At 46.3% G+C, this 22806-nt stretch carries 12 protein-coding genes, 1 pseudogene and 2 riboswitches; of the genes and pseudogenes, 8 read left to right on the top strand and 5 right to left on the bottom strand.

Going from position 1 to position 22806, the window contains the following annotated elements:
- Positions 1-191 precede the first annotated feature (191 nt).
- Positions 192-800, bottom strand: a complete 609-nt coding sequence (locus SVI_RS17060) for a 2'-5' RNA ligase family protein (protein WP_013052881.1) — start codon at positions 798-800, stop codon at positions 192-194.
- A gap of 144 nt (positions 801-944) precedes the next feature.
- Here SVI_RS17060 and hrpB point away from each other — a divergent pair, with 144 nt between their 5' ends.
- The 3 genes from hrpB to SVI_RS17045 all read left to right on the top strand — a co-directional run bounded on the left by hrpB (position 945) and on the right by SVI_RS17045 (position 7811).
- Positions 945-3551 (top strand): ATP-dependent helicase HrpB, encoded by a 2607-nt coding sequence (gene hrpB, locus SVI_RS17055; RefSeq protein ID WP_013052880.1) that lies wholly within the window; start codon positions 945-947, stop codon positions 3549-3551.
- Between the two features lie 48 nt (positions 3552-3599).
- Complete coding sequence (gene mrcB / locus SVI_RS17050) at positions 3600-5942, top strand: penicillin-binding protein 1B (protein ID WP_013052879.1); 2343 nt, start codon at positions 3600-3602, stop codon at positions 5940-5942.
- Between the two features lie 660 nt (positions 5943-6602).
- Positions 6603-7811 carry a porin gene (locus SVI_RS17045; RefSeq protein ID WP_013052877.1) on the top strand — a complete coding sequence of 403 codons (1209 nt, stop codon included), beginning with the start codon at positions 6603-6605 and terminating at the stop codon, positions 7809-7811.
- A gap of 133 nt (positions 7812-7944) precedes the next feature.
- On the opposite strand, the gene SVI_RS17040 is transcribed toward SVI_RS17045, so the two are convergent.
- The 4 genes and pseudogenes from SVI_RS17040 to SVI_RS17025 all read right to left on the bottom strand — a co-directional run bounded on the left by SVI_RS17040 (position 7945) and on the right by SVI_RS17025 (position 13213).
- Positions 7945-8769, bottom strand: coding sequence for a PepSY-associated TM helix domain-containing protein (locus SVI_RS17040; protein WP_041420061.1), 825 nt, complete (start codon positions 8767-8769; stop codon positions 7945-7947).
- 54 nt (positions 8770-8823) lie between these two features.
- Entirely contained in the window at positions 8824-9354 is a 531-nt protein-coding gene (locus SVI_RS17035) for an FMN-binding protein (protein WP_013052875.1), read from the bottom strand.
- A gap of 121 nt (positions 9355-9475) precedes the next feature.
- Positions 9476-10663 carry a porin gene (locus tag SVI_RS17030; RefSeq protein WP_013052874.1) on the bottom strand — a complete coding sequence of 396 codons (1188 nt, stop codon included), beginning with the start codon at positions 10661-10663 and terminating at the stop codon, positions 9476-9478.
- Between the two features lie 352 nt (positions 10664-11015).
- Positions 11016-13213: pseudogene (locus SVI_RS17025) on the bottom strand (TonB-dependent receptor family protein).
- A gap of 295 nt (positions 13214-13508) precedes the next feature.
- Here SVI_RS17025 and SVI_RS17020 point away from each other — a divergent pair.
- The 5 genes from SVI_RS17020 to SVI_RS17000 all read left to right on the top strand — a co-directional run bounded on the left by SVI_RS17020 (position 13509) and on the right by SVI_RS17000 (position 22218).
- On the top strand, positions 13509-14219 hold the full coding sequence (locus SVI_RS17020) for a DUF3581 domain-containing protein (protein ID WP_013052871.1): 711 nt from the start codon (positions 13509-13511) through the stop codon (positions 14217-14219).
- A gap of 339 nt (positions 14220-14558) precedes the next feature.
- Positions 14559-14670, top strand: a riboswitch (glycine riboswitch).
- Positions 14671-14675: 5 nt separating this feature from the next.
- Positions 14676-14808, top strand: a riboswitch (glycine riboswitch).
- 146 nt (positions 14809-14954) lie between these two features.
- On the top strand, positions 14955-16301 hold the full coding sequence (locus SVI_RS17015) for an alanine/glycine:cation symporter family protein (protein ID WP_013052869.1): 1347 nt from the start codon (positions 14955-14957) through the stop codon (positions 16299-16301).
- 314 nt (positions 16302-16615) lie between these two features.
- Positions 16616-20296, top strand: a complete 3681-nt coding sequence (locus tag SVI_RS17010) for an ATP-binding protein (protein ID WP_041420060.1) — start codon at positions 16616-16618, stop codon at positions 20294-20296.
- Complete coding sequence (locus SVI_RS17005) at positions 20296-20949, top strand: hypothetical protein (protein ID WP_013052867.1); 654 nt, start codon at positions 20296-20298, stop codon at positions 20947-20949. The genes SVI_RS17010 and SVI_RS17005 overlap by 1 nt, the downstream gene beginning before the upstream one ends.
- 48 nt (positions 20950-20997) lie before the next feature.
- Positions 20998-22218, top strand: a complete 1221-nt coding sequence (locus SVI_RS17000; RefSeq protein WP_013052866.1) for a hypothetical protein — start codon at positions 20998-21000, stop codon at positions 22216-22218.
- The last annotated feature ends 588 nt before the right edge of the window (positions 22219-22806 follow it).

Genomic DNA, 22806 nt, shown 5'->3' with positions numbered 1-22806 from the left:
TACCCAGCCAGAGTGATAGTGACTCTGGCTTTTTATTTTGTGGGTGCTCATTCCTCGAGCAAGTTATACCGATTGGTATTGAGTCTGATATATCTGCTTATTTAGGCTGGATTTATCGCCCGTGTTCACATGTCACTCTGGCGCTGATGAGCTTCATATCTTTCCTGCTAGATGATGCAATGATTAGCCAGTTAGACTAATGGCCAAGATTGTAAAATATGGTATTCGACGCCACGTTCGCCGCTGACAGATTGATATAAGTGCATCTGATTTGGCGTCAGTGTGATCGGCGTTAAGCCCAGCTGCATCAGAGTTTCTTTAGGTAGCAACTTGGCTTTCCTGAGTAAGGTAATATGGGGAGTGAAATGGAGGTGGGGGCGAGTTAGCTGCTCGACGCCATTGTCTATGGAGCTGCTAGGTGCCGATTTTGACTGTATCGAGTGAATAATCCTCTGGCAATGTTCCACGGCGTAGTACAAGTCAGGATTGAGTGATACCTGAGTCAAGGAAGGCGCGGATAAACACAGGACTTGAGGTTTACGCCACAAGGTTAATTTGTCAAAGGTGATGCTAAATTTTGTCCAGCCATCGGTGTGAGCCATTAGATCGATAGCCTTAATTAACTGAGCAAGACAAGCATCATGGGTTTGACCGAGAAAGGCCAGAGTCATATGGAAATTGTTTCGATTGACTGGGCGGCCATAGCCTTTGTGGCCAGCGGCCTTCAATAGAGACTGAATATCACAGAGCTGATTAACTTGCTGCTTAGTTGGCGAGACACCTAAAAATAGTCGCTGCATCTTACTTCCCTCGTTCTTTATATTATGGCGTGAAAATACCTGTACAGGCTAAGTTTTTATTTATAAATGCATTTTTATCATATTTGACGACTCGGTGAGTCAGAGTTCACTGGGACTAGAGCCCATGCCATCGCCTCAGCAATAATGTACACTGGGTCGCCATTAATCATCGAGACCTCACTTCCCTTGAATCAGTTACCCATACACCAGCTGCTCTCGCCCTTGAGAGAGGCTTTTCATGCCAATAATCAAGTTATTCTGGAAGCGCCCACCGGTGCTGGTAAATCCACGGCCTTACCACTGGCCATGTTGGATTGGAGTGAGCTGAAAGGCAAAATCTTGATGCTGGAACCTAGGCGTGTGGCGGCAAGGAGTGTGGCGCATTATATTGCCAGCCAGAGGGGATCTCAGATAGGCACTGAGGTAGGTTATAGAGTTAGAGGCGAGTCTCGTTGTAGTGATTCCACTCGATTAGAGATAGTCACCGAAGGTATTTTGACTCGCATGATCCAGCAAGATCCCGAGTTAAGCGGAATCGCCTTGATTATCTTCGATGAGATCCATGAACGTCATCTCACTACGGATCTAGGTTTGGCGTTGGCGCTGGAGATCCAAGGATCATTTCGAGAGGATCTTAAGATCTTAGCCATGTCAGCCACGCTTGCTGGTCTGCCACTATCGACTCTGATGCCAAACGCCTGCTCACTGCAGAGTGAGGGCCGCAGCTTTCCGGTCGAGCTAGGTTATCGAAGCCTGGCTGAATCTAAGGGGCGAACTCAAGGGAGCAATCCTTATCAGAATCGCAACCAAATCTGGTTAGATCATATGGGGAAATGTATCGTCGACTTGCTCAATGGCGATGATAAAAGTCCTGCTAGTATCGACAAAAATGGTTCATTGCTAGCGTTTCTTCCCGGTCAGGGGGAGATCATGCGCCTACATGATTATTTGGCCAAGCGTTTAGATCTCAATGTATTTTCTCTTTGCCCCCTCTATGGCAGTCTGCCGGCTAAGGCCCAGGACAGGGCCATAGCTCCAGCCACAGATGGCAAGCGTAAAATCGTCTTGTCTACCAATGTTGCCGAGTCGAGTCTGACCATTGACGGTATCACTATGGTGGTCGATTCCGGTTATAAACGCCATGCCAGCTTTAACCCTAAAACCGGGGTGACGCGTCTGACACTCAAACGCATCAGTCAGGCATCTGCGGCCCAAAGGGCGGGGCGCGCGGGGCGTCTATCTGCCGGTTATTGTTTGCGCCTCTGGAGTCAAGAGGAGCAAGGGCGACTATTAAAGGCGGATGAGCCGGAAATTTTGCATAGCGATCTTCTTCCTATGTCACTGGATGCAGCCTGTTGGGGAGTCAAGGCGCTTAATGACTTACCTCTGCTGACGCAGCCTTCGAAGGCCAATGAGACCGTGGCCTGGCAGTTGCTTGAGTTATTAGAGCTGGTCGATGTACGCAGAACCTTGACTCGCCATGGCAGTCAAGCCTATCAGTTGGGATGTCATCCTAGGCTGGCGCATATGTTACTCAAGGCCAAGGTGCTTTCGGCAAATCAGGGGGATGCTCATCTGGTGGGATTGGCTTGTCTACTCGCTGGGATTTTAGAATCCCGCTCACTGGGTCGACATGGCGTCGATATCAGTAACTATCTTAGAGAGGCCATTCAGGGCGAAGCCGGTAAACAGGTACGTAGTTGGATGAAGAAGCTCAAGGTTAATCTTGACCTGAATCATCTGGTCTCATCTGTGGGTTCCGGTGATATTGCCCTGCTGCTAGCATTGGCTTTCCCAGACCGAATAGCTAAGAGCCGAGGTGTGTCTGGCTATCAACTGGCAAATGGCACAGGAGTGACTCTTCCCGAGCATGATCCATTGGCCCGGGCCGATTGGTTAGTGGTAGCGGATTTCCAGGAGAGTGAGGGCCGAACCAGTGGTAGAGTCTATTTGGCGGCGGAGATAGATGAAGATTTGTTTAAGAAACGCTTATCTTTTTTGGTCAAGAGTCAGGATTATTGTGGCTGGGATGATGGCAAAGGACGCTTTTTTGCCGAAAGGCGACAGCGAATCGGTCAAATTGTCTTGAGTAAGACAGCCACCAATAAGCCGGCAGTCGAGCAGATAAAAGCGGCAATATTTGAACAGGTTTATAGTAAGGGATTGGAATTGCTTGATTTTAACCCTAAGACATTACAGCTCCAACATAGAGTCAAACTAGCAGCCGAGCTTGATGCCGATACTGGCTGGCCGGATATCGGCGAGCAACATCTATTAGAGACCTTGGAAGATTGGCTGGGACCTTACATTAACGATGTCAGAAGCTTGTCACAACTGCGGGCTCTTGACTGTTATACTCTGCTGCTTAATCTGTGTGAGTGGGATAAACAGCAGCGCCTCGACAAGCTTTTCCCCTGTCATTGGCCTATGGCGACTGGCACCAGAGCGAGTATTACCTACGATGATGCGGGCAGGGCCAGGCTCAGTGTCAGGCTACAAGAAGCATTAGGTATGGCGCAGAGCCCTATTCTAGCTAATGGTAAGCTTACTGTGACCATGGAGCTGCTCTCTCCGGCCCGTAGACCTTTAGCCTTAACTGCCGATCTGGCCAGCTTCTGGCAAGGGCCATATGTTGAAGTTAAGAAAGAGATGAAAGGCAGGTATCCCAAGCATCTGTGGCCAGATGATCCTGCCAATACCTTACCGACCCGCTTTACCAAGAAAAAGACATTTAGTAGAAATGATCGCTAGTTCCCTGGGCTAAGTTCCCGGGGATTGAAACCTTTTTTCGGAATCATGATGACAAAGAAAGTAGTATCTAAACAAGGTGCCAAGAAAGCACCATCTAAAGCTAAGCCGCGTAAAAAGTCTTCAGCTAAAAAAGTATCCCCTGGTTGGAAGCGTAAAGTCTGGTCTATCAGCTGGAAGCTAGGTGTTATTGCCATAGCTGCAGTGTCTATTTACAGCATCTATCTGGATCAAATCATAGCGCGGAAATTCGAAGGGCAGAAATGGCACCTTCCCGCTCAGGTATTCAGTCGCTCCATGGCCCTTTATCCCGGCGCCGCAGTCAGTCATAGCCAATTGATCTCTGAACTTAAGTTACTTGGTTATCGTAAGGTTTCTAACCCCAGACAGGTGGGTGAGTTTTCCGCTTCTAGGACTAGAGTCGATCTCTGGCGTAGGCCTTTTCTGCATCCTCAAGGGGATCAGGCGGAGCAGAGAGTGATGATAAGCTTCGACTCTCAAGGTGTGGATTCAGTTGTCAGAACTGAAGATCATCGTCAACTGGCAGTGTTTCATCTCGAACCTGTATTACTGGATCGCATCATCACAGGTGATGGTGAAGACAGGCTGTTTGTGAAAGCCGCTAAGATGCCGCCAGCGATTATCGAAGCCCTGATTCTAGTGGAAGACAGAAGCTTCTACGAACACCACGGCGTGAATCCTTTAGCTATTCTCCGAGCCTTGATGGTTAACATAAGCGCTGGAAGAACTGTGCAAGGGGGCTCGACACTGACCCAGCAGCTGGCTAAAAACTTCTTCCTGTCCAGCAAGCGCTCACTGGTGCGTAAGGCCCGTGAAGCCTTGATGGCCCTGATCATAGATTTTCGTTACGGCAAAGATGAGATCTTAGAAGCGTATCTCAATGAAGTGTACATGGGTCAAGATAAGGCCCGTGGCGTACACGGCATGGGGCTAGCGTCTCAGTTTTATTTTGGTCGTCCTATCGCCGAATTGACTCTGTCCCAACAAGCCTTCTTAGTGGCCGTGATTAAGGGACCTTCTTATTACAATCCTTGGCGTTATCCTGAGCGAGTTCAGGAGCGCAGAGATCTGGTGCTGAGACTCTTAATGGAAGGTGAGAAAATCTCTGTGGCTCAATACAAGGCGGCCGCCGAGTCTCCTCTTGGATTGAGAAAATCAGATAGACCCGTGCATCAAAAGTTACCCGCCTTCTTTGCCGTGGTGAAACACGAACTGGCGAGACGATTCGGAGATACCTTACTCAAGCAGTCGGGAATTAAGGTTTACACCACACTGGATCCTATGGCTCAAGAAGCGGCTGAAAAATCGGTCAAGAAGGTGATGGCTCGACTGGGTAAGAATATTAAGCAGCTTCAGGTAGGCATGGTGCTGACCGATAAGGCTTCTGCTGGCATTGCTGCCATGGTGGGAGATAAGTCTCCTGGCTACAAGGGCTATAACCGCGCCGTTGAAATACGTCGTCCTATAGGTTCCCTGATAAAGCCTTTTGTCTATGGTACTGCGCTTATGCAAGGTGATAAATATAACCTGGCGACGCCACTGAAAGATCGGCCTATTACCTTGAAAAATGGTCAGGGTAAAACCTGGTCGCCACAGAATGTAACCAGAAAGTTTAGCGGTGAAGTCCCCTTACTTACGGGTTTGAAGAAGTCGATGAATGTGCCTACGGTAAACTTGGGCATGGCCATAGGAGTCAGTAGTGTGGCGACAACCTTAGACAAGGCGGGGTGGAGGGAGCCTATCTCTGAGTATCCTTCTATGCTGCTTGGGGCGGTTAATGGATCGCCCTTGATGGTGGCTCAGGTTTATCAAACCATTGCCGATCATGGTCGATACCGTCGACTATCTTCCATCACAGCGGTTTTAGACAAGGACAATAATCCACTGCCTGTATCAAATATTCCTCAGAGTCAGGCGATGGACCCCGCGACAAACTTCTTGGTGCAATATGCCATGACTCAAGTGGTGCAATCAGGCACTGCAACTCGTCTTGGTAAGGCCTTCCCAGGGAAAGTTTTAGCGGGTAAGACAGGTACCAGTAACGACTCTCGCGACTCTTGGTTTGCCGGTTTCGATGAACGTAATGTGGCGGCAATTTGGGTTGGACGAGACGATAACGGTAAGACTGGCCTTTACGGCAGTAACGGCGCCATGGCCGTCTACCAAAACTTTCTCGAAAATCGTCCGCCGATCAGCTTAAGACGTACCCCTGTCAATGGCGTGGTGAATGCACACTTCGACAGAACCACAGGTAAGGCCATGGAAGCAGGCTGTGCAAACACCATAGCACTGCCCGCATTGGCTGCAAGCTATCATCCTGCCATAAACTGTGGTGAACCCTTGTCTTGGTGGCAGAAGCTAACTGGTGGTTGATCTAGCTAATTATACCAAGTGGTATTAGTTGGCAAGGAGGGCTTGTGGAATAACAAGCCCTCTCAGTATTTTCAACTTGGTATCTTGGCTGGTGTTGATGTTTGCTTAGTTGCATAAGGCATTAGCATCATCTTGTCCAAGACCCCTAGCTTCATTCGAAGTCGATGCAAGGGGGCGGCCAATTAGGTTCGTCTCAAAATCCCATTTTATTTTTCAATAAGATTAATTGCTCAAATAAGCTTGTTACAAATGACCCAGTCTAGATGCGGCTGGGCCCTTGAATGGCATTTCCGCTCTATGGCATCCATGCCCAGCACTTAGGTCTGGTGATAAATTCAAATAGATCTAGGGTGTAATAATACGTTTAAATACCCATTAGAGAATGATTCTATTGGTTTTTCATTAAGCCTCTCACCAATTATGCTCGAAAGCTAAACTTAGCCTCCAAGCACCCCATCCAATACCAAATGATCTTAAAATAAAGTGTGATCAGCTTCGCTGCAAAGCTAGGTTATATGCTTAATTGCTGGATTTGTGTTGAGCAAGATCAAAATAAACGATAAAAGTATGTGTTTAGCTGTTAATGGTCTTTGAGAGAAGGCTAATATTTTGTTAGTCTCACGACTTATAGCGTAATAAACCATATAGATTAGGCGTCACATGAAAAAAACATTACTAGCATCGGCTTTATCTGCCGTCATATTTGCCCCTTCAGTAGCGGCCATCGAAATTTATAAAGATGACAAGAACGCAGTGGAGATTGGTGGATTCGTTGATGCTCGTGTCATCAACACCCAAGGAGCGACAGAAGTCGTGAACGGAGCTTCACGCATTAACTTTGGTTTCACTCGCGAAATGAGTGATGGTTGGAAAGCATTCACTAAGCTGGAGTGGGGTGTTAATCCATTCGGTAACAGTGAGATTGTGTATAGCAGTGAAAGTAATTTCGAGTCTAAGAGCGGAGACTTTTTAAATAATCGTCTTGGTTATGTCGGTATTGGTCACGACAAATACGGTACATTAAGCATAGGTAAACAGTGGGGCGCTTGGTATGACGTCGTTTATAACACCAACTATGGCTTCGTCTGGGATGGTAACGCCGCAGGTGTCTATACCTATAACAAGGCCGATGGTGCAGTAAATGGTACGGGTCGTGGCGATAAAGTCGTTCAATACCGTAATAGTTTTGGTGATGTGAGTTTCGCAATTCAAGCTCAACTTAAGCATGACACCTTCTATACCTGTGAGCCAGCAATGGGCCTGGGCACAGATTGTGAAGCACGTTGGAATGCTAGTGAAGAGTCCCAAGAGGTGAATTATGATTACACCTACGGTGGTTCTATCACATATCAGGCAACAGATATGCTTACATTAACCGCAGGTATTAATCGCGGTGAGTTTGACGTGAGTTTTCATACCGGTGATAAAATTACTGCAACCGATCTTATTTATGGGGTTGGTGCTACCTGGGGCGGCTTCGATACTGAAGGTTTCTATGCCGCTGCCAACTTCAATAAGAATGAAAACCACGATACAGATAACTTAGGCCGTCTTATCAAGGACTCTTACGGTATCGAGTCTTTGTTCTCATATAAATATGATAACGGTCTACGTACATTCATCTCTTATAACGTCTTAGATGCGGGTAGCGATTATGTTATTCAGCCAAATAGCGCAGATCCTAAGGATGTATTTAAGCGTCAGTTCGTTGTAGTTGGCCTGCACTATGTTTGGGATTCGAGCACGGTTCTGTATGTCGAAGCACGTAAAGATTACAGCAACTTTACCAGTGCAGATAAGGAACAAGAGGCTAGAATGTCTATTTCAGAAGATGATGGCGTAGCCATAGGTATCAGATACACTCTGTAGATACGTATCTTGTGAATCCACAAGTTAACCTGGGCTTGTAAGCCTATCAAAAATGCCGAAAATGTTTGTCACATTTTCGGCATTTTTATATCTGTAGAATATCTATAAAGGGCTTGGAATTAGTTGCTTGGAATTAGTTGCTTGAAATTCGATTCTTCTTTTTTGGCCGGCCTTGTTGCCATAGGTATATGCCTGATATCGCCATGATGATCAACGACAGGGCCACCAGATCCATAAACCAAGGCCCCAGTGAGCCGAAGAAGCGCCCGCTGTGTACATCTAGCAGGACACGTTCCCAGGTGAGATGACTAGAGCGTGCCAGTAAGGAGATAGCAGCCGCTTCAGTTTGAGCTGTATCAGTCTGAAGGGGGACAGCCCAGGGAATCGGGGAAAATGGCATGGCCTTGGTCCACTCGATAAGCTGGTCATCTGCCATAAAATAGCCGTCTTGGGCTTTTAACCAGATTTGACCGTCGTAACCAATTTCCTGTATGTCTCTGGGTAAGCCCATGGAGGCATCTTGCTTCTCCATAAGATCGCCATCTTGGGACAAGATATAGAGATGGCCTGTGTCTACGGCTATAAGCATATTGTCTAAGGCGAGCATACCCTTAATTTCAGAGTCGGCTTCCACAGCCTGCTTATGTTGGACCCAGACTAAGTTATCTGAACTGGCAAGGCTGAGTGGCTGGGTTTGGTAGATGGCAAGTTTGCTCGGTGGAGTGATGCCATAATAGTCCAGTAGCCAAGCTTGCTGAACGGGGGCAGAATCTATAGATAGATGATTGCTATGATTGATCACAACTCCGGTAATGGCCATCAGCATGATGAACAGGGCGCAGAATATACCGAGTCGGCGGTGCCAAGGCCGAAGCTGTTTGGCTAACTTTTTTCCTAGCCCTTGGCTGCGGATTTTATGTGGTGAATAGGTTCGCGTGTTGTGATGCTTTTGAGTCATTCTTATTGTCTTAATCGTTTGTCCTGCCTCCAGCACCACAGTTAAGTGTCAGGCTTAACTTTTCGTGACGTGGGCATCTAACCATAATGCTATGCGGGATAATTTAGTTAACGCTCTGACCGACAGGGTTGCACCTGTGATGCCATCTATATGCTGATCTAGCTTTAGATCGTTCTTTAGTTTGGCCGATTTAAACTGATCAGTAAAGAAATCATGCCTGACTTCATCGCCTCGGCTCTCTCTATAAACCAGCACCTTAGTTTGGGCAATGGCCTGATCTTTAATATGAATGGCGACGGTTATGGGAGACTCTTTACCTATTTCTTCTAAAATCCAAATAGTTTCAGACTCTTGCTGCCAATACCTTAAGCGCATCTTCTTGAATCTATGGGATAAGATCTCTTCGATGACAGCTTGTGCCTCATCGTCAATCCAGAAAACTTTAGCCTTGGGAGCCGGAGCATTGAAGGCCTGGCTGATGAAGTCTTGAGGTTCTTGATAAACCCCACGAGCTAGAGTCGATTGACTGAAGGCTAAGTTAAAAATGAATGTGCAAGCTAAGATGCAAAGAGGGGTCAACTTCATAATAGACTCGGATGCGCAAAGAGGTGGAATGGCGAGTTGGCTAGTTAAATATAGATGAGTGCCCGATAAAGGGCACTCATTATTGTGCTCATTGACTAATGAGTGCTTAGCTTAGTGCTAATTAGAACTGGTAGCCAACACCTAGGTTGAAGCCATCAGAATCTTTAGCGCCGCCAACTTTCTCGTAGTCAGCCTTGAATACGACGTTTTCGTGTAACCAGTAGTTCACACCGACATTAGTCTGAGTGATCTCAGTGTCGTTGCTGTTACCAGCTTCGTTGTCATACTCGTTGTAACGGGCGAAGATGCCGAAGCTTTCGTTGAAGCGGTAGCCTGGCTCTATGTACCAACCATTTTGCTCATCACGACCTAACATTTCAGCTTCATTACCGTCGATATCCCACTGAGCATACAGGGCTTTAACAGTAAAGTTTTGAATGCTGTAGATAACATGGGCTGTAAGTAGGGTTGCTGAAGCAGTGTCAACACTGCCAGCGCCTTGAGTCAAGTCAGCCTGATATTGGGCTGTAGCCGCTAGCTCTAGACCAGGAACAGCTGTGTATTTTACGCGTGCTGTGTAGGCTAGATCGGAAGCATTTGCCTTAGATACTTTTTGGCGACCGCTGCGAATGTTGTAGGCTTTGCTGCCTTCAGTTGCAACTTCAAGACCACTAGTTATAGTACCGTCGAATGCTAGGCCTGGAGCGGCTTTAACATTAAGTGCAGCACCAGCTTCCCACCAAGTTGCAGGGATGATGTTCTTCTCAACAGGGTTACGCTCAACACCGTAGAAGCTTGTTGGCTCGTGAGTCTCGTTGATGATACCCACTGGCATTAGGAATAGACCCGCTTTACCGGTTAGCATCTCGTTGAAATCATGCTCGATGTAAGCCTGCTCTAGTTCTACTTCACCTTTCTTGCCGTCACCGGAAATAGAGTGTTCAACTTCAAGCTCTGAGAAGAAGCGTGTGCTTTCGCTGAACTCATGGCCGACGAAAAGCACGAAACGGTGGAAGTCGACAGTCTGCTTATCTTTACCAGTAGCGTTATTAGTGATGTTGTTATAGTGAAGTTCACCATAACCACCAAGAGTAGTTGCACTCTTAGACTCGGCTGTCGCTTCTACTACGTCAGCTGTCTTTTCGACGCGCTTCTCTGTGGCATCGAGACGCTTTTCAAGATCTTTTAGTACTTTCTGTTGTTGTTCAATGACTTTACGTAGCTCTTGAGTCTCATCAGATGCAAATGCAGTCTGAGAGGCTAAAATGCCGAACAAAGCGCTAGCTATTATGGTTTTTTTCATCATCATTCTCTTCCCTATGTTATTCAAGGGTTATTAAGTTTGGGTGGATTCTATTTAACTGGTTTCAATAATGCAAATTATTATCATTTGCTTTTCAATGTGCATCAGTAGATGTAACAAGTTAATAGCTGGTGTTTGCAGGGGGAGAATTTTCTATGGAGTATATTTGTCTTTAAAATTAGTCTGATAAAAATAATAGAGGCAGGAAAGGTGAGCCAATGGCTCACCTTTTTTTTAAGTGTAAATTTTTATCGATTTCGGCATTGAATATCGATATTCACACAATTATCGTATATATACGAATCGTGTCTAATATATATCCATTATAAATCATATGGATATAGACCAATCAATGTGATTAAAATTTGTAGGAGTAACCGATTGTGACTGTCATCGGCTTACCCGCAAAGTTTGAACCGTGGATCTTGGTGGTCACATACTCAGTGTCGAATAGGTTTTCTGCGGTTAGGTACACCTCTTGTACATCAGAGATGAAATAACGTCCCGATAGGTCGACTATGGTTCTGGCTTCGATAAGGTTTTCTTGCGCTATCTCGTCTTGGCCGGCGACGGTTCTTACCTCATCGGTATAACGTGCCGCCAATGTCAGCTGCCAGCTGTCGGCTTTGACGCCAGCCGATGCAAATAACATGTTTTCAGGCAGGTATGGTAGTTTGTCACCTTTAACAACATCCCCCCATGGCTTGAAATCCGATTCGAAATTATTAGCAAATTCGGCGCTGGTGTAGGTGTAGGCGAGTTTCACTGGAAAGTGGATGTCACCATCTTTGTTGAAGTTATAGGCCAAGCTAAATTCTAGCCCTTTAACATCGACTTCACCGCCGTTGTATTGATCACCTATGTTATCGTCGTCACAGCCTTGTGCTGCTGTGCAGTTACCGTGCATGTTACTGTAATCACTATAGAAGAAGATGGCTTCAGAAGTTAGTGCACCAAGGTTATAGCGAGCACCCGCTTCATAGTTCCAGCTTTCTTCCTCCTGGCGATCGGCGTTGCCCGGTGCGGCAGGTGCAAAGCCTTTCTGCACCCCGGCTAAGACTAACCATTCGCTGTTAGCTGGTAGGTTGCAGACAGAGATGGCAACCAGGCCGAGAAGCTGTTACTGATATCTTTGTTTGGTTCACCATCTCGGCCAGTATTTGATTTACCCCAGTCGATACGTCTGGTTGTGACGTCTTCATAACGCAGGCCCGCAGTGATGTTGAAGTCGCCGAATTGAATCTTATCTTGAACGTATAGGGCTAAGGCTTTGGCGCTATCGACGCGGTTGGAGTCGGTACCAGGTACGCCAGCTTGGGTCAAAATCATGACCTGATCTGAACCCATAGAATAGGTATCTAGCCACTGGTATCTATCCATCTCGTCTTCATGGTAGCGGGCACCGAAAGACAAGTCATGGTTATCTAAGTACCAGTTCAGTTCTGTTTGAACTCCTTGAGAGATGTAGGCACGGTTATTGGCCTTAACGTCGACTTCAAGATCGCCTGATGTTGGATCCTTGTCGAAATCTGCCGCTTTTTGAGTCCCTTCACTACTGATGCTTTTGCCATCGACCTTACTGGTCTTATACCAGTTACGCTTAAAGTCGTTATGGTAAACCGTAGTTCCTAAGGTCAGGTTATCGCTGAAGTCTATGATGTGATTAATCTGGATCTGGGTGTGCTCAGTGTCCATCACATCTTTTTGTGATGCCGAGTAACGGCTATATGGGTTAGCCGCAAAATCTGCATCTGTGAGTCCCATATAGGTCTCATTTGAGGTTTCATCTGCATGTTTAAGCTTAACTTCCACTACTTGGTCAAATTTTGCATCTTCAGCCGAGCGAATACTGATCTTAGCCATGGCATCATTTTTCTTAAACCCGCTATCACCACTGACACCATTGATATCTCTGAAGCCATCGGCCTGATAGCGATAGATATCTATAACACCACCGACACGCTCACCTTGACCGCCTGCATAGGCATGCAGCTTACCGAAACCATCTTGGCCGGCGGCCATATCCAGTTTACCGGCTAAATTCTCTTCGGGGATCTGACGTGAAATCAGGTTGATCACGCCGCCTGTGGTGCGCGGCCCATATTTAACTGTCGAGCTGCCTTTAAGGATCTCGATAGATTCCATTCTGCCAGAAGTTGGGAAGTAGTAAGCGGCAGGAGAGGCGTAGGGGGCTGGAGCTGCAAGCACACCATCTTCCATTATGGTGATCTTCTCACTGCGGTTTTGACCCGTGCCGCGCATACCTATATTTGGTCTTAAACCGTAGCCGTCTTCCTCCTGTATATACACGCCAGGAACGCTAGCGAGTGTGCGCATGATGTCTGAATACTTGAAGGCATCTAATTGGGCCTCGTCGATGAGATGGGCGCTACCCGGCACAGTATTGAGTGGGTTATTCTTACCGAAGATGCTGATCTGCTCTATAGGAGTTATAGTCGAAATCTCTTTGGCTTCTTGTGCAAAAGCCGGAGCGGATAGGGCGGTAAGTAAAGCGGTCGAAATTAGACTCAAAGACAAGGTTTTAGGCTGCAGCATAAATACTCCATTGCGCAATACAGAATAAAGCCACCGATTAACTGGTATTAGTAATCTAAGTGGGAGTTATTCTCATTTATACGAGCATCCTAATACTTGTTCATTAAAATTAACTTAAAGGTGAAGGTGTTTACATTAGTTGGCAGGATTCAAACTACCGCCAAACAAGTTCATCACCGATATTGAATCTGTGTAACCTGATCATAAGTTGATTTAAGTCATCGGTTGAGTGTTTTTCCAGATCTGATATAAAATGTAGCGCTATTTTGTATATCAACTGATTTATAGAGTGAATATGTTCTTAACACCTTATTTTAAAAAAGAAAATCAAACCATTACAGTACTTGCCGAGCAGGCCAGTGATTTCGCCAAAGGCGTGGCTCAGGACTTTAATCCTATCCACAGCGTGGGGGCTAAGCGTTTCTGTGTGCCGGGGGATCTTCTTTTTTCATTGGTGTTAGTTGAGTATGGCTTGAGCCAGAGGATGACGTTTACCTTTGCTGGCATGGTCGGAGCCGGCGTTAAACTGCAATTTCCCGAAACAGCAGCAGAGCAGCTTGAGATCCGTGATGATAAGGACAAGTTGTACCTGAAAGTTGAACGTCAGGGAGATGTGAGAGATTGTCAGACTCAGATAGAGTCCTTTATTCGCAGTTATGTTGCTTTCTCTGGCCACAACTTTACTCATGTTCTAGTGCCTATGATGGAACAGCATCAGATGATGATTAATCCGGCGCGCCCTTTAGTTATCTATGAGAGCATGTCTTTCGATTTGACGACCCTAGATTTCGAACAGGTGACCCTGTCATTAGTTGGCCAAGAGCTAAAGGTTGACGGTAAGCGTGGAGATGTGACCCTTAAGTTTGAATTGCACTCAGGTGAGCAGCTTGTTGGTACCGGCATTAAGACCTTAGTGATGAGCGGCCTACGTCCCTATGATGCTGAGCTAGTCAAAGGCATGGTCGGCAATTACGAAAGCTACCGTACTGACTTTGAACAAGCTTAATCTTTAGTTATAACTAGTTTAGCTATCACTTTTTAAGTCATAATATTCGAGTGCGGGTATCCAGTATCCGCACTTTTTATTCAATAAGCTTTCAATTCAATAATCCTGAGTTTAATAAGATTTCTATTGGATAAACCTGCTGTGCAATAGTCTTCTATTTTATAACCCATGAGTTCAATAAGTCATCATGGCTTGCTAACTTGAGAACTAAAGAGCTTGGTTCAACTTGTGGATGATAAAAGTGTGATCAGCCTGCTTGTTTGCTTTATGCCATTAATGCATGCTGTGCCACCGCTGAAATAGCCGATGATAAAATCGCTATTTTGGCAATCCGTTCGGATGAAGGTAGCAGGAGAGTGGGGAATCGCCCCCACACCGACGAGGCAAGTTTAGCTTATTGAAAAATAGCTGAACCACTCTTTCAGGTGCCAATTATGATTGGCGTGGACTGTTACTGGACGAGCCTCTGGAGAGATCGCAACTCGCTTAGATTTTATCGAGTCATTATGCGGCGCCGAAGACGAAAGTGCCTAAGTGAGCTATTCACTTAGGCGCGAAACGCTCAGGCAAAAAGGACAGAGGAGAGGATGACTGCACAGCCAGATCGTTTTTCTCTATATAGGTTTAATCAGTTAATCGCCGATTACATTCCTATATTGCGTTTTCCTGCGGCGAGTTACAGCCATTTCTTGTTCACTTCCGTTTATCCGTTTTTTATGATAATCGAGAACTGTAATGAACTTTGAATCACTTCTAGTTGAAATTAATGCCCTGGTTTGGGGGCCTATTACCTTATGTTTATTGGTTGGTACCGGTTTATACCTCACCATCAGACTGAAACTTATTCAGGTTTTCCATCTACCTCTTGCCTTGAAACTTCTGTTTAAGCCTGCCAGTGGCAAGGGAGATCTCTCCTCATTCGCAGCACTTTGTACCGCGTTATCAGCCACTATCGGTACTGGCAATATTGTTGGTGTGGCAACAGCGATTAAGATTGGTGGCCCTGGAGCCTTGTTTTGGATGTGGCTAGCGGCATTTTTTGGAATGGCAACCAAGTATGCCGAATGTATGTTAGCGGTTAAATACCGCATCACAGATGCAAGAGGCCAGATTGCTGGCGGACCTATGTACTACATAGAGCGGGGACTCGGTTTAGGTTGGATGGCGAAACTATTTGCCATATTTGGTGTGGGAGTCGCTTTTCTAGGTATAGGGACCTTTGCTCAAGTTAATGCCATTTGCGATGCCATGACCATAGCCTTTCAAGTGCCAACTTGGCTAACTGCACTTGTACTGACATTCTTGGTGGCTGCGGTCACTTTAGGTGGTGTTAAGCGTATAGCGAGTGTCGCTCAAAAATTAGTCCCTAGCATGGCTTTAGCCTATGTGATTGCTTGTATTTGGATTTTATCTCGCTTTAGTGAGCAGATATTTCCTGCGTTGCATTTAATTATTGAGTCAGCCTTTACGCCTGTTTCAGCTGCTGGTGGTTTCCTGGGGGCTACGGTTGCACAAGCTTTGCAGATAGGCCTTTCCCGTGGTGTGTTTTCGAATGAAGCGGGTCTAGGCAGTGCGCCCATCGCCGCCGCTGCAGCTAAGACAAATGAGCCCGTAGAGCAGGGACTAGTCAGTATGACCGGGACCTTTTTTGATACTATCATCATCTGTACTATGACGGGGTTAGTATTGATTATTACCGGTGTTTGGAGTGGTGACAGTGCCGGTGCTGCAATGACAAGTGCTGCATTTTCCAGTGGTGGCTCGGATATTTTAGGTCTGTATGTGGTGACGATAGCGCTAGTGTGTTTTGCGTTTACGACTATCTTGGGCTGGCACTATTATGGTGAGCGTTGTTGGTATTACCTTGTGGGGGAGAAAGGCCATAGAGCCTATCAGGGGATCTTCTTAAGTTTGATAGCCCTAGGGGCATTTATTAAGCTGGATGTTATCTGGCTGCTTGCGGATACTGTTAACGGCTTAATGGTGATACCTAACTTGATAGCCATTATTGGGCTTAGGCATATAGTCTATGGTGAGACCATGAGTTATTTTGCTAAGCGAGATGCTCAGTCTCTTGTCTAGTTGAAGCCAAGGTTTTGGCAGTAAAGCTAAGATGATGCTTGGCTGTCAGACCTTAGGTCTTCCCTGGTTATTTTTAAAGATTAATTGCGTTTTACTTAGGCTTTTTTTGCCACAAACTAGCGTATGATCCCGCTTCTAAATACTGGCACGGTTTTCGGGAGCCTCTTGGATTGCCAAGCATGCCAGTTTGCTTTATTTTAGACTCTCAAAAATTGAAACTTAATAGATTAGATTAGCCAGTTTATACCCAATACAAACGGGTTTTGTGGTGATCTGTTGCCGTGATTAGCGGCAATGTTTGGATAAGGAAAAAGATGTCAAGCTTGAATCGAATTGTGCTGATAAATACGCACCTACCTGGCGTAGTTGAACTCGTCCTCGATGGACACACCAATATTTGTGGTACCAATGCCTCGGGCAAGACCACGTTACAGCGTTTAGTGCCTGTTTTTTATGGTGAGTATCCGAGTCGCGTCGTACCTTCTACACGAGACAGCTTTGAGCGTTGGTATCTGCCCCATGACACTAGCTTCATTATCTACGAGTATAAGCGCCCCGACGGCCAGCTCAATCAAGCAGTATTAGCATCGGCCGGCGACGGCAAAGGGGTCAACTATCGTTTTATCGCCAAGGGATTTGAGCTCGAAGATTATGTTAAGTCTAGAGACGGCGACAGTGTGATATGTCATACCATGGCCGAACTCGGCCGTGAGATGAAGCGTGCCGGCGTAGCTACCACTAATTTGCTTAATACCCGAGAGTTTCGCGCGATAATCCAAAATGATCGAGGCCTTCAGAGCACAGGCAGTAATCGCACTGAGCTAAGAAACTATGCGCGCCAATTCTCTCTATGTGAGTCAGAATATTCCCTGCGTCATATCGAAAAGCTCGCCAAGGCGGTTCATTCGAAAGAGGGCAAGATGGAGACGATCAAATCTATGATCGCCGCTATTTTGGAAGAAGATGGTGTCAATCCGCCCAGTTCAGGCTTGAACCCCCAAAGGGTTGAAACTTGGATCCGTGACAGTCAGTTGATCCAAGGATTCGAGCAGATCCGTCCGGAATTCGAGAAGTTGGAACAGGAGTTTAACCAGTTACTCAGTGCTGAGCAGAGGCTGGCAAGTCTTAAGCGTGGCTATAGTAAAGATGAAACTGTTGAAGTTGAACGCCAAGAACATCATCAAGATCAATCTAAGGCCATCAACGCCGATCTTAGAAAACTCGATGAAGAGTGGAAAGAGCAAAGAGATGAGCTTAATTTAGATCTCTCGGCGGCGAAAGGTGATGTGGCTAAGTGCGAATATGAGCTAGATGCCATAGAAGATCAGCATGGTGGCTTCTTAGATGCGGATATCGAACAGGCAAAACTAGATCTCGAGCAGTTACCGAATTGGCGAGGCAGCTTAGAAAACCTGACCGAGCGCCATAAACTTCAGACTGAGAAACATCAGGATATTGAAGCCGCCTATAATGCTCGCCGTAGTAAGATTGGCGAAGGCTTAAATAGAGAACTTGAAAATCTCCACCAAGATCAAGATAAGCAACGTGAAGCCAGAGATACTCAGAAGGAGAAGGCTCGAGGTGATCTCGAGGCGCTTGGAGGACTGTGGCGTGAACAGATGGAGTCTGGACGAGCTAAGTTCAGCGAGCAAGAGTATCAGCTTAAACTGTCGACTGCAGAGCTAAAGGTTCGTGTCGATAGCGTGACCTATAACGATGAGGAAAAGCTGTCACTGGCTATCTTCGACGAGCGTATCAGCCTGGTGAACGAAGACCAGGAGCTTTGTAATGCTAAGGTCGACAGGTTCACGATTGAAGAGCGTAAATTACGTGCTAAGCGAGATCAGGCTAATGATAGTCTGAGAATGGCGGGAATTCGAGTCACAGAGCGCCAAACCGAGCTCGATGAATTGCATCATATCCTGTTCCCTCAATCTCATACCTTACTGGAGTTTTTACGTAAGGAAGTGGGCGATTGGGAAAATACCTTAGGTAAGGTGATAGCACCTGAATTGCTGCATCGTAGCGATCTTCATCCCTCAAAATTAGCCGATAACCTGGCATCACTCTATGGCATAGCACTGGATCTTAAAGCCATAGAAACGCCTGAATATGCCGCGTCTGAGCAAGAACTCCGCAGTAAACATGCCAAGGCTGAGAATAGCCTATTAAGAGCAAAGGAGCTGCAGGGGGAAGCGGAAGATCAGCTAGTCGCCATCAACGGTGAGCTTGATAGCTTAAATCGAGAACTCACCTTTGCTCGTACAGCCTATAAGAATAGTCGTGACGATTTGCGACGCTTATTCGATGAGAAGCGTAGCGAGCAGGACAAGATCAACAAGGCGCTATCGGATCGCAAGTCGGATTCTCTGAAGCAGTTGAGCCGTTTAGATAGTGAGTTAAAGCAGCTTAAACACCAACATCAAGAGTGGCTGGAAGAGCAGAAAGAGCAAGCACTCGAAGATAGAATGGAGAAGAATGCCTATTGGCAGGAAGTTGTCGGTGCCTTAGATAATCAGCTGAACCAGATAAAGATCAATATTCAGCACAGAAGGGATCACGCCAAGAGTGAGCAGAAAGCCTGCGAGCAGTGGTATAAGAATGAACTTAAGTCTCGTGGTGTCGACGAAGATAAGATACTCGCCCTCAAGCAAGAGATTAGAGGCTTAGAGTCGAGCATAAGCAAGGCAGAACAGCATCGTAGTGAGGTACTCAGATACGATGACTGGTATCAACATACCTGGCTTAAACGTAAGCCTAAGTTGCAGACTGAACTGAGCACAGTGAAGCATGCAACATCGGAACTTGAGCAGCAACTTAAGTCTAAATCCAATGAGATCAAGACTAGAAGACAAGAGTTGGACGGTCAGCGTAAGCAGTCCGATGCCATTCAGGTGGAAGCCTCTGAGAACTTGACTAAGCTGCGCAGCGTTATGCGTAAACTCAGTGAGTTAAAGTTGCCAAACAATAAGGACGATGCTCAGGGAGGCTTGACCGAGCGTTTACGTCAGGGCGAAGAGCTACTGCTCAAACGCGACAACCTGCTGGGTTCGGTGAAGCAGTATGTGGAGCATTTCGATTCGGTTATCGCCAGTAAGTCAGGTTCCAGCCTGTCCGAGACCTGGGAGCGAGCTCGTGAAGAGTCTAGTTTCCTCAATGATAAAGGCATACGCCTGATTGATTATCGTAAGCTGGTGCCTCAACTCGAGCAGTTGCTTAATGTGATGGTACCTCAGTCGATCACAGCACTCAGGGAGCAGGGGCGTATCTTCGGTGTCGATCTGACTGCCTATTATGACGTGCTTGCCGATATCGATCGCCGCATTGCATCCCAGAGTGCGCGGATTACCCGTGAAGTTGGTGAAGAGCTATTCCTCGATGGTGTCTCTGAATCTGCGGTTAAGATACGTTCAAGGATCAGCGAACTAGAGTTTTGGCCTGAGCTTGAGATGTTTGTTCAGGCATTCCGTAAATGGAAGGCTGACGGTTTCAGTGAGCTCCCCGATGAGCATTACACTAACAGTATGCGTCGTGCGTTAGATATTATCGGTCGTTCGGCTCTCTCTGGTGGGATATCTAAACTACTGGAAATTGAGTTAACCCTGAAAGAGGGCAATAGTGATCTGATTATTCGCACCGATCGTCAACTCAATGAATCGTCGAGTCATGGTATGGCTTACCTTATTCTGTGTAAGTTCCTGTTGGCCTTTACTCGCCTATTACGTGGGCGCGCAGATGTCACCATACATTGGCCTATAGATGAGTTGGGCACCTTACATCACGGCAACGTGAAGAAGATTTTTGATGCCTGTGAGAACAATAATATCTCGGTATTGGGCGCATTCCCGAACCCTGAGTCTGAAGTATTGAACTTGTTTGCCAATCGCTACATCATCAATAAACAGACCAAGAAGCTCCAAGTGGTGAAACCTCAGGTCAACCCTATTGCCGATAAGCTGAGACAACGTAATGCCAGTATAAGGGAGGCCGTGTAATGAACGATAATACTGAAACTGCAATTGTGGGTACTGGCGCCATCATAGAACGCCTGTTAAAAGGTGAGTTTATCTGTCGAACTACAGATGAAGATGGTTGGCGAGCCTTGAAGAGTGCCGACACTAGAGAGCGGGTGGAAGATTATCTCAATCAGATTAATCGTACTATAGGTTCGGCTGGTGAAGGAGAAGTCTTCTTCTGTGGTTATCTGCAATTAGGCGAGGTCGAACGCAAGGTTATTTCTTCTCAGTTTAAAGATATCTGTAATGCGCTAGTCCCTTTAGTGGAGTGGCTGGTCTTAGTGCAAGAGGCCAGTGGTCAGGATGCTCCTCTGTCTGAAGGGGCGGCGGTACGTTTAAATGAGTTGATGATACGCATTGAAGACACGCCGGCTTTTCGTGAACAGCTAGCCAAGATAAGCCACTATCGTCTGTTTGGTTCCACTAGTAGTAACGTGGATGCCCAGATTAAACTGGTGTTTAAGCGTTTGGTGGATTTGGGCTACCTGGCTCGTCCCAATAAAGAGAAGCAGATATTCATTGCCACAGGTAAGCTGGATTATCTTTATGAGGTGATTCGTTTTATCGACGAGACCGAAGGTTTGAGCTTAGAGGCACAAGCCGAAACAGCAACCCAGAGGGATCTTGTCTGATGAACAATAGAAGCCCAGACAGAACGACTCTGAGGGACGTGGTTTAATATGAGCAATAACTTACATCAGTCTGGGGTTAGGCTGCTCAAGCAGCTGAGCCGTCATGCCGATCTCATCATGGATGTATATCTGTCGGGATCTGTGCGTGAGGACGAGGACAACTCCGCCGCGATTGAGAAGCTCAGTCAAAGCGAGATCTTGTGGCGTCCGGAGCCAGATCAAGAACTGCGTTTAAAGCGCTCGGTGCGAGCCCTGCTCGAAGAGGCGCTCAGTGACGAGCGTAATCGTCAGATCGATGCCAATGTAGGCTCCTCACTGGCAACGATTAAGACCTTGGCTGAGCACTATAAAGAAGCCCGCCAGAATGCGAATTACAGTGCCACAGAAGCTTATTTGGCAGACCTTAGCGAGCATGTATACAGCTTCGCCGAGGGACTCAAATATTCCATACGTGTACTCTGGGGTCGAATTAATAATGAATTTGGCTATGTGGGTACCATTAATGCCAAAATTCGCGAAAATGAGTTGGCACAGAGCCAAGTGACTGAGCTGTTGAACGGACTGGAGATGTTCCAGTTTAGTGAATTAGGTGAGATTGCCGGCGACATTCGTGAGTTGAGAAAACTCTTAGTCACCACGCTACAAGAGACCCTGAGTAGTTGTACTCAGGAGCTGAGTGTGGTGCAGGGACGTTTACTCGAGTTACTCGGGCGTTTCCGTCAGATTAGAGGCCGTACTCGTCTGCTTAAAGGCTGGTTACTCTATACCGATCTTCATCCGGATTATCGACCGGACGATCATGTCAGCCACAAACAACTGCCAAGCTTATTTAATCGCGCCGAAGCAATATTGGCCCCGGCCGCAGTGGATGTGAATAATACCGGCTATGAACCTGAGCTGTTAGATATAGTATCTCGCTTGAAGGCCATCACCAGACTTCCAACAGATACTAGTCATCTGAGTCATGACGTTTCTATGTCTCTGGTCGAGGCTGAAGATTTTGATATCCCGGATAACCCGTTGAAGTTGGCCGTGGATCAGTATTTCTGTAGCATTATCGATACGGGACGCAGTCAGTCGGCACTTGAGTATCTTGACGAGCATGGCCTAACTTGGGATAGAGAAAGCTGGTTGTATCAGGTGATATGTGGTTATGAAGGTTTACCTGAAGAGCATAGAGCTTACTTTGAGCTAGATCCTATAGGTGAGCCAGACCCTACTTATACTGGTAACTTCGTCATCCGCGACGTCGAGCTAGGTTTCGCATAGTCATCGTCATAGGCATGGTTAGGATTTAGTGCTGCGGGACATTAGTGCTAATCGACTTAGCTGGATATAGGTGAACCTGATCCTGATACTGGATACCAGTAATTTAGTCATCAGCGACGTCGAGCTAGGTTTTGCATAAACTTCTAGCCTGAAAAAATATCATTAGCGAATATTAGCCGTTATAGCAGATGCTTTAACGGCTTTTCTTTGAGCTAAATTTGGATGTTTACCTAGTACACTAAAGTAATCAGTCTTTATCTCTGTTTTGATTTTCTTTTTTAGTTTTAAAATCGATCATCTAGTTCCGGATCGGTTTTTCCTACTGTCACAGTGTGGGTGTTATTTTGTTTTGTGTTACCCGTTTGATAATGATGTAGATATTGGCATCTTAGTGCCCACCTCGTTCTCCTTTTAAACTCAACAATAATGACCCAAGCTCACTTATTGCTGCATTGCGGTTTCAATTGTGATCATAAATCTGATTGAAATTGTGTCCGCCATGATTCACTATCGGTTTTCACAAGCGGGATACAATCCCTGAGTATAAGCATCGACCTAGGTGCAAACTAATAAAAGCATACATAAAAG

It is taken from the genome of Shewanella violacea DSS12, assembly GCF_000091325.1.
GTDB classification, from domain to species: Bacteria; Pseudomonadota; Gammaproteobacteria; order Enterobacterales; family Shewanellaceae; genus Shewanella; species Shewanella violacea.
This window is presented reverse-complemented; position numbering and strand designations above follow the sequence as displayed.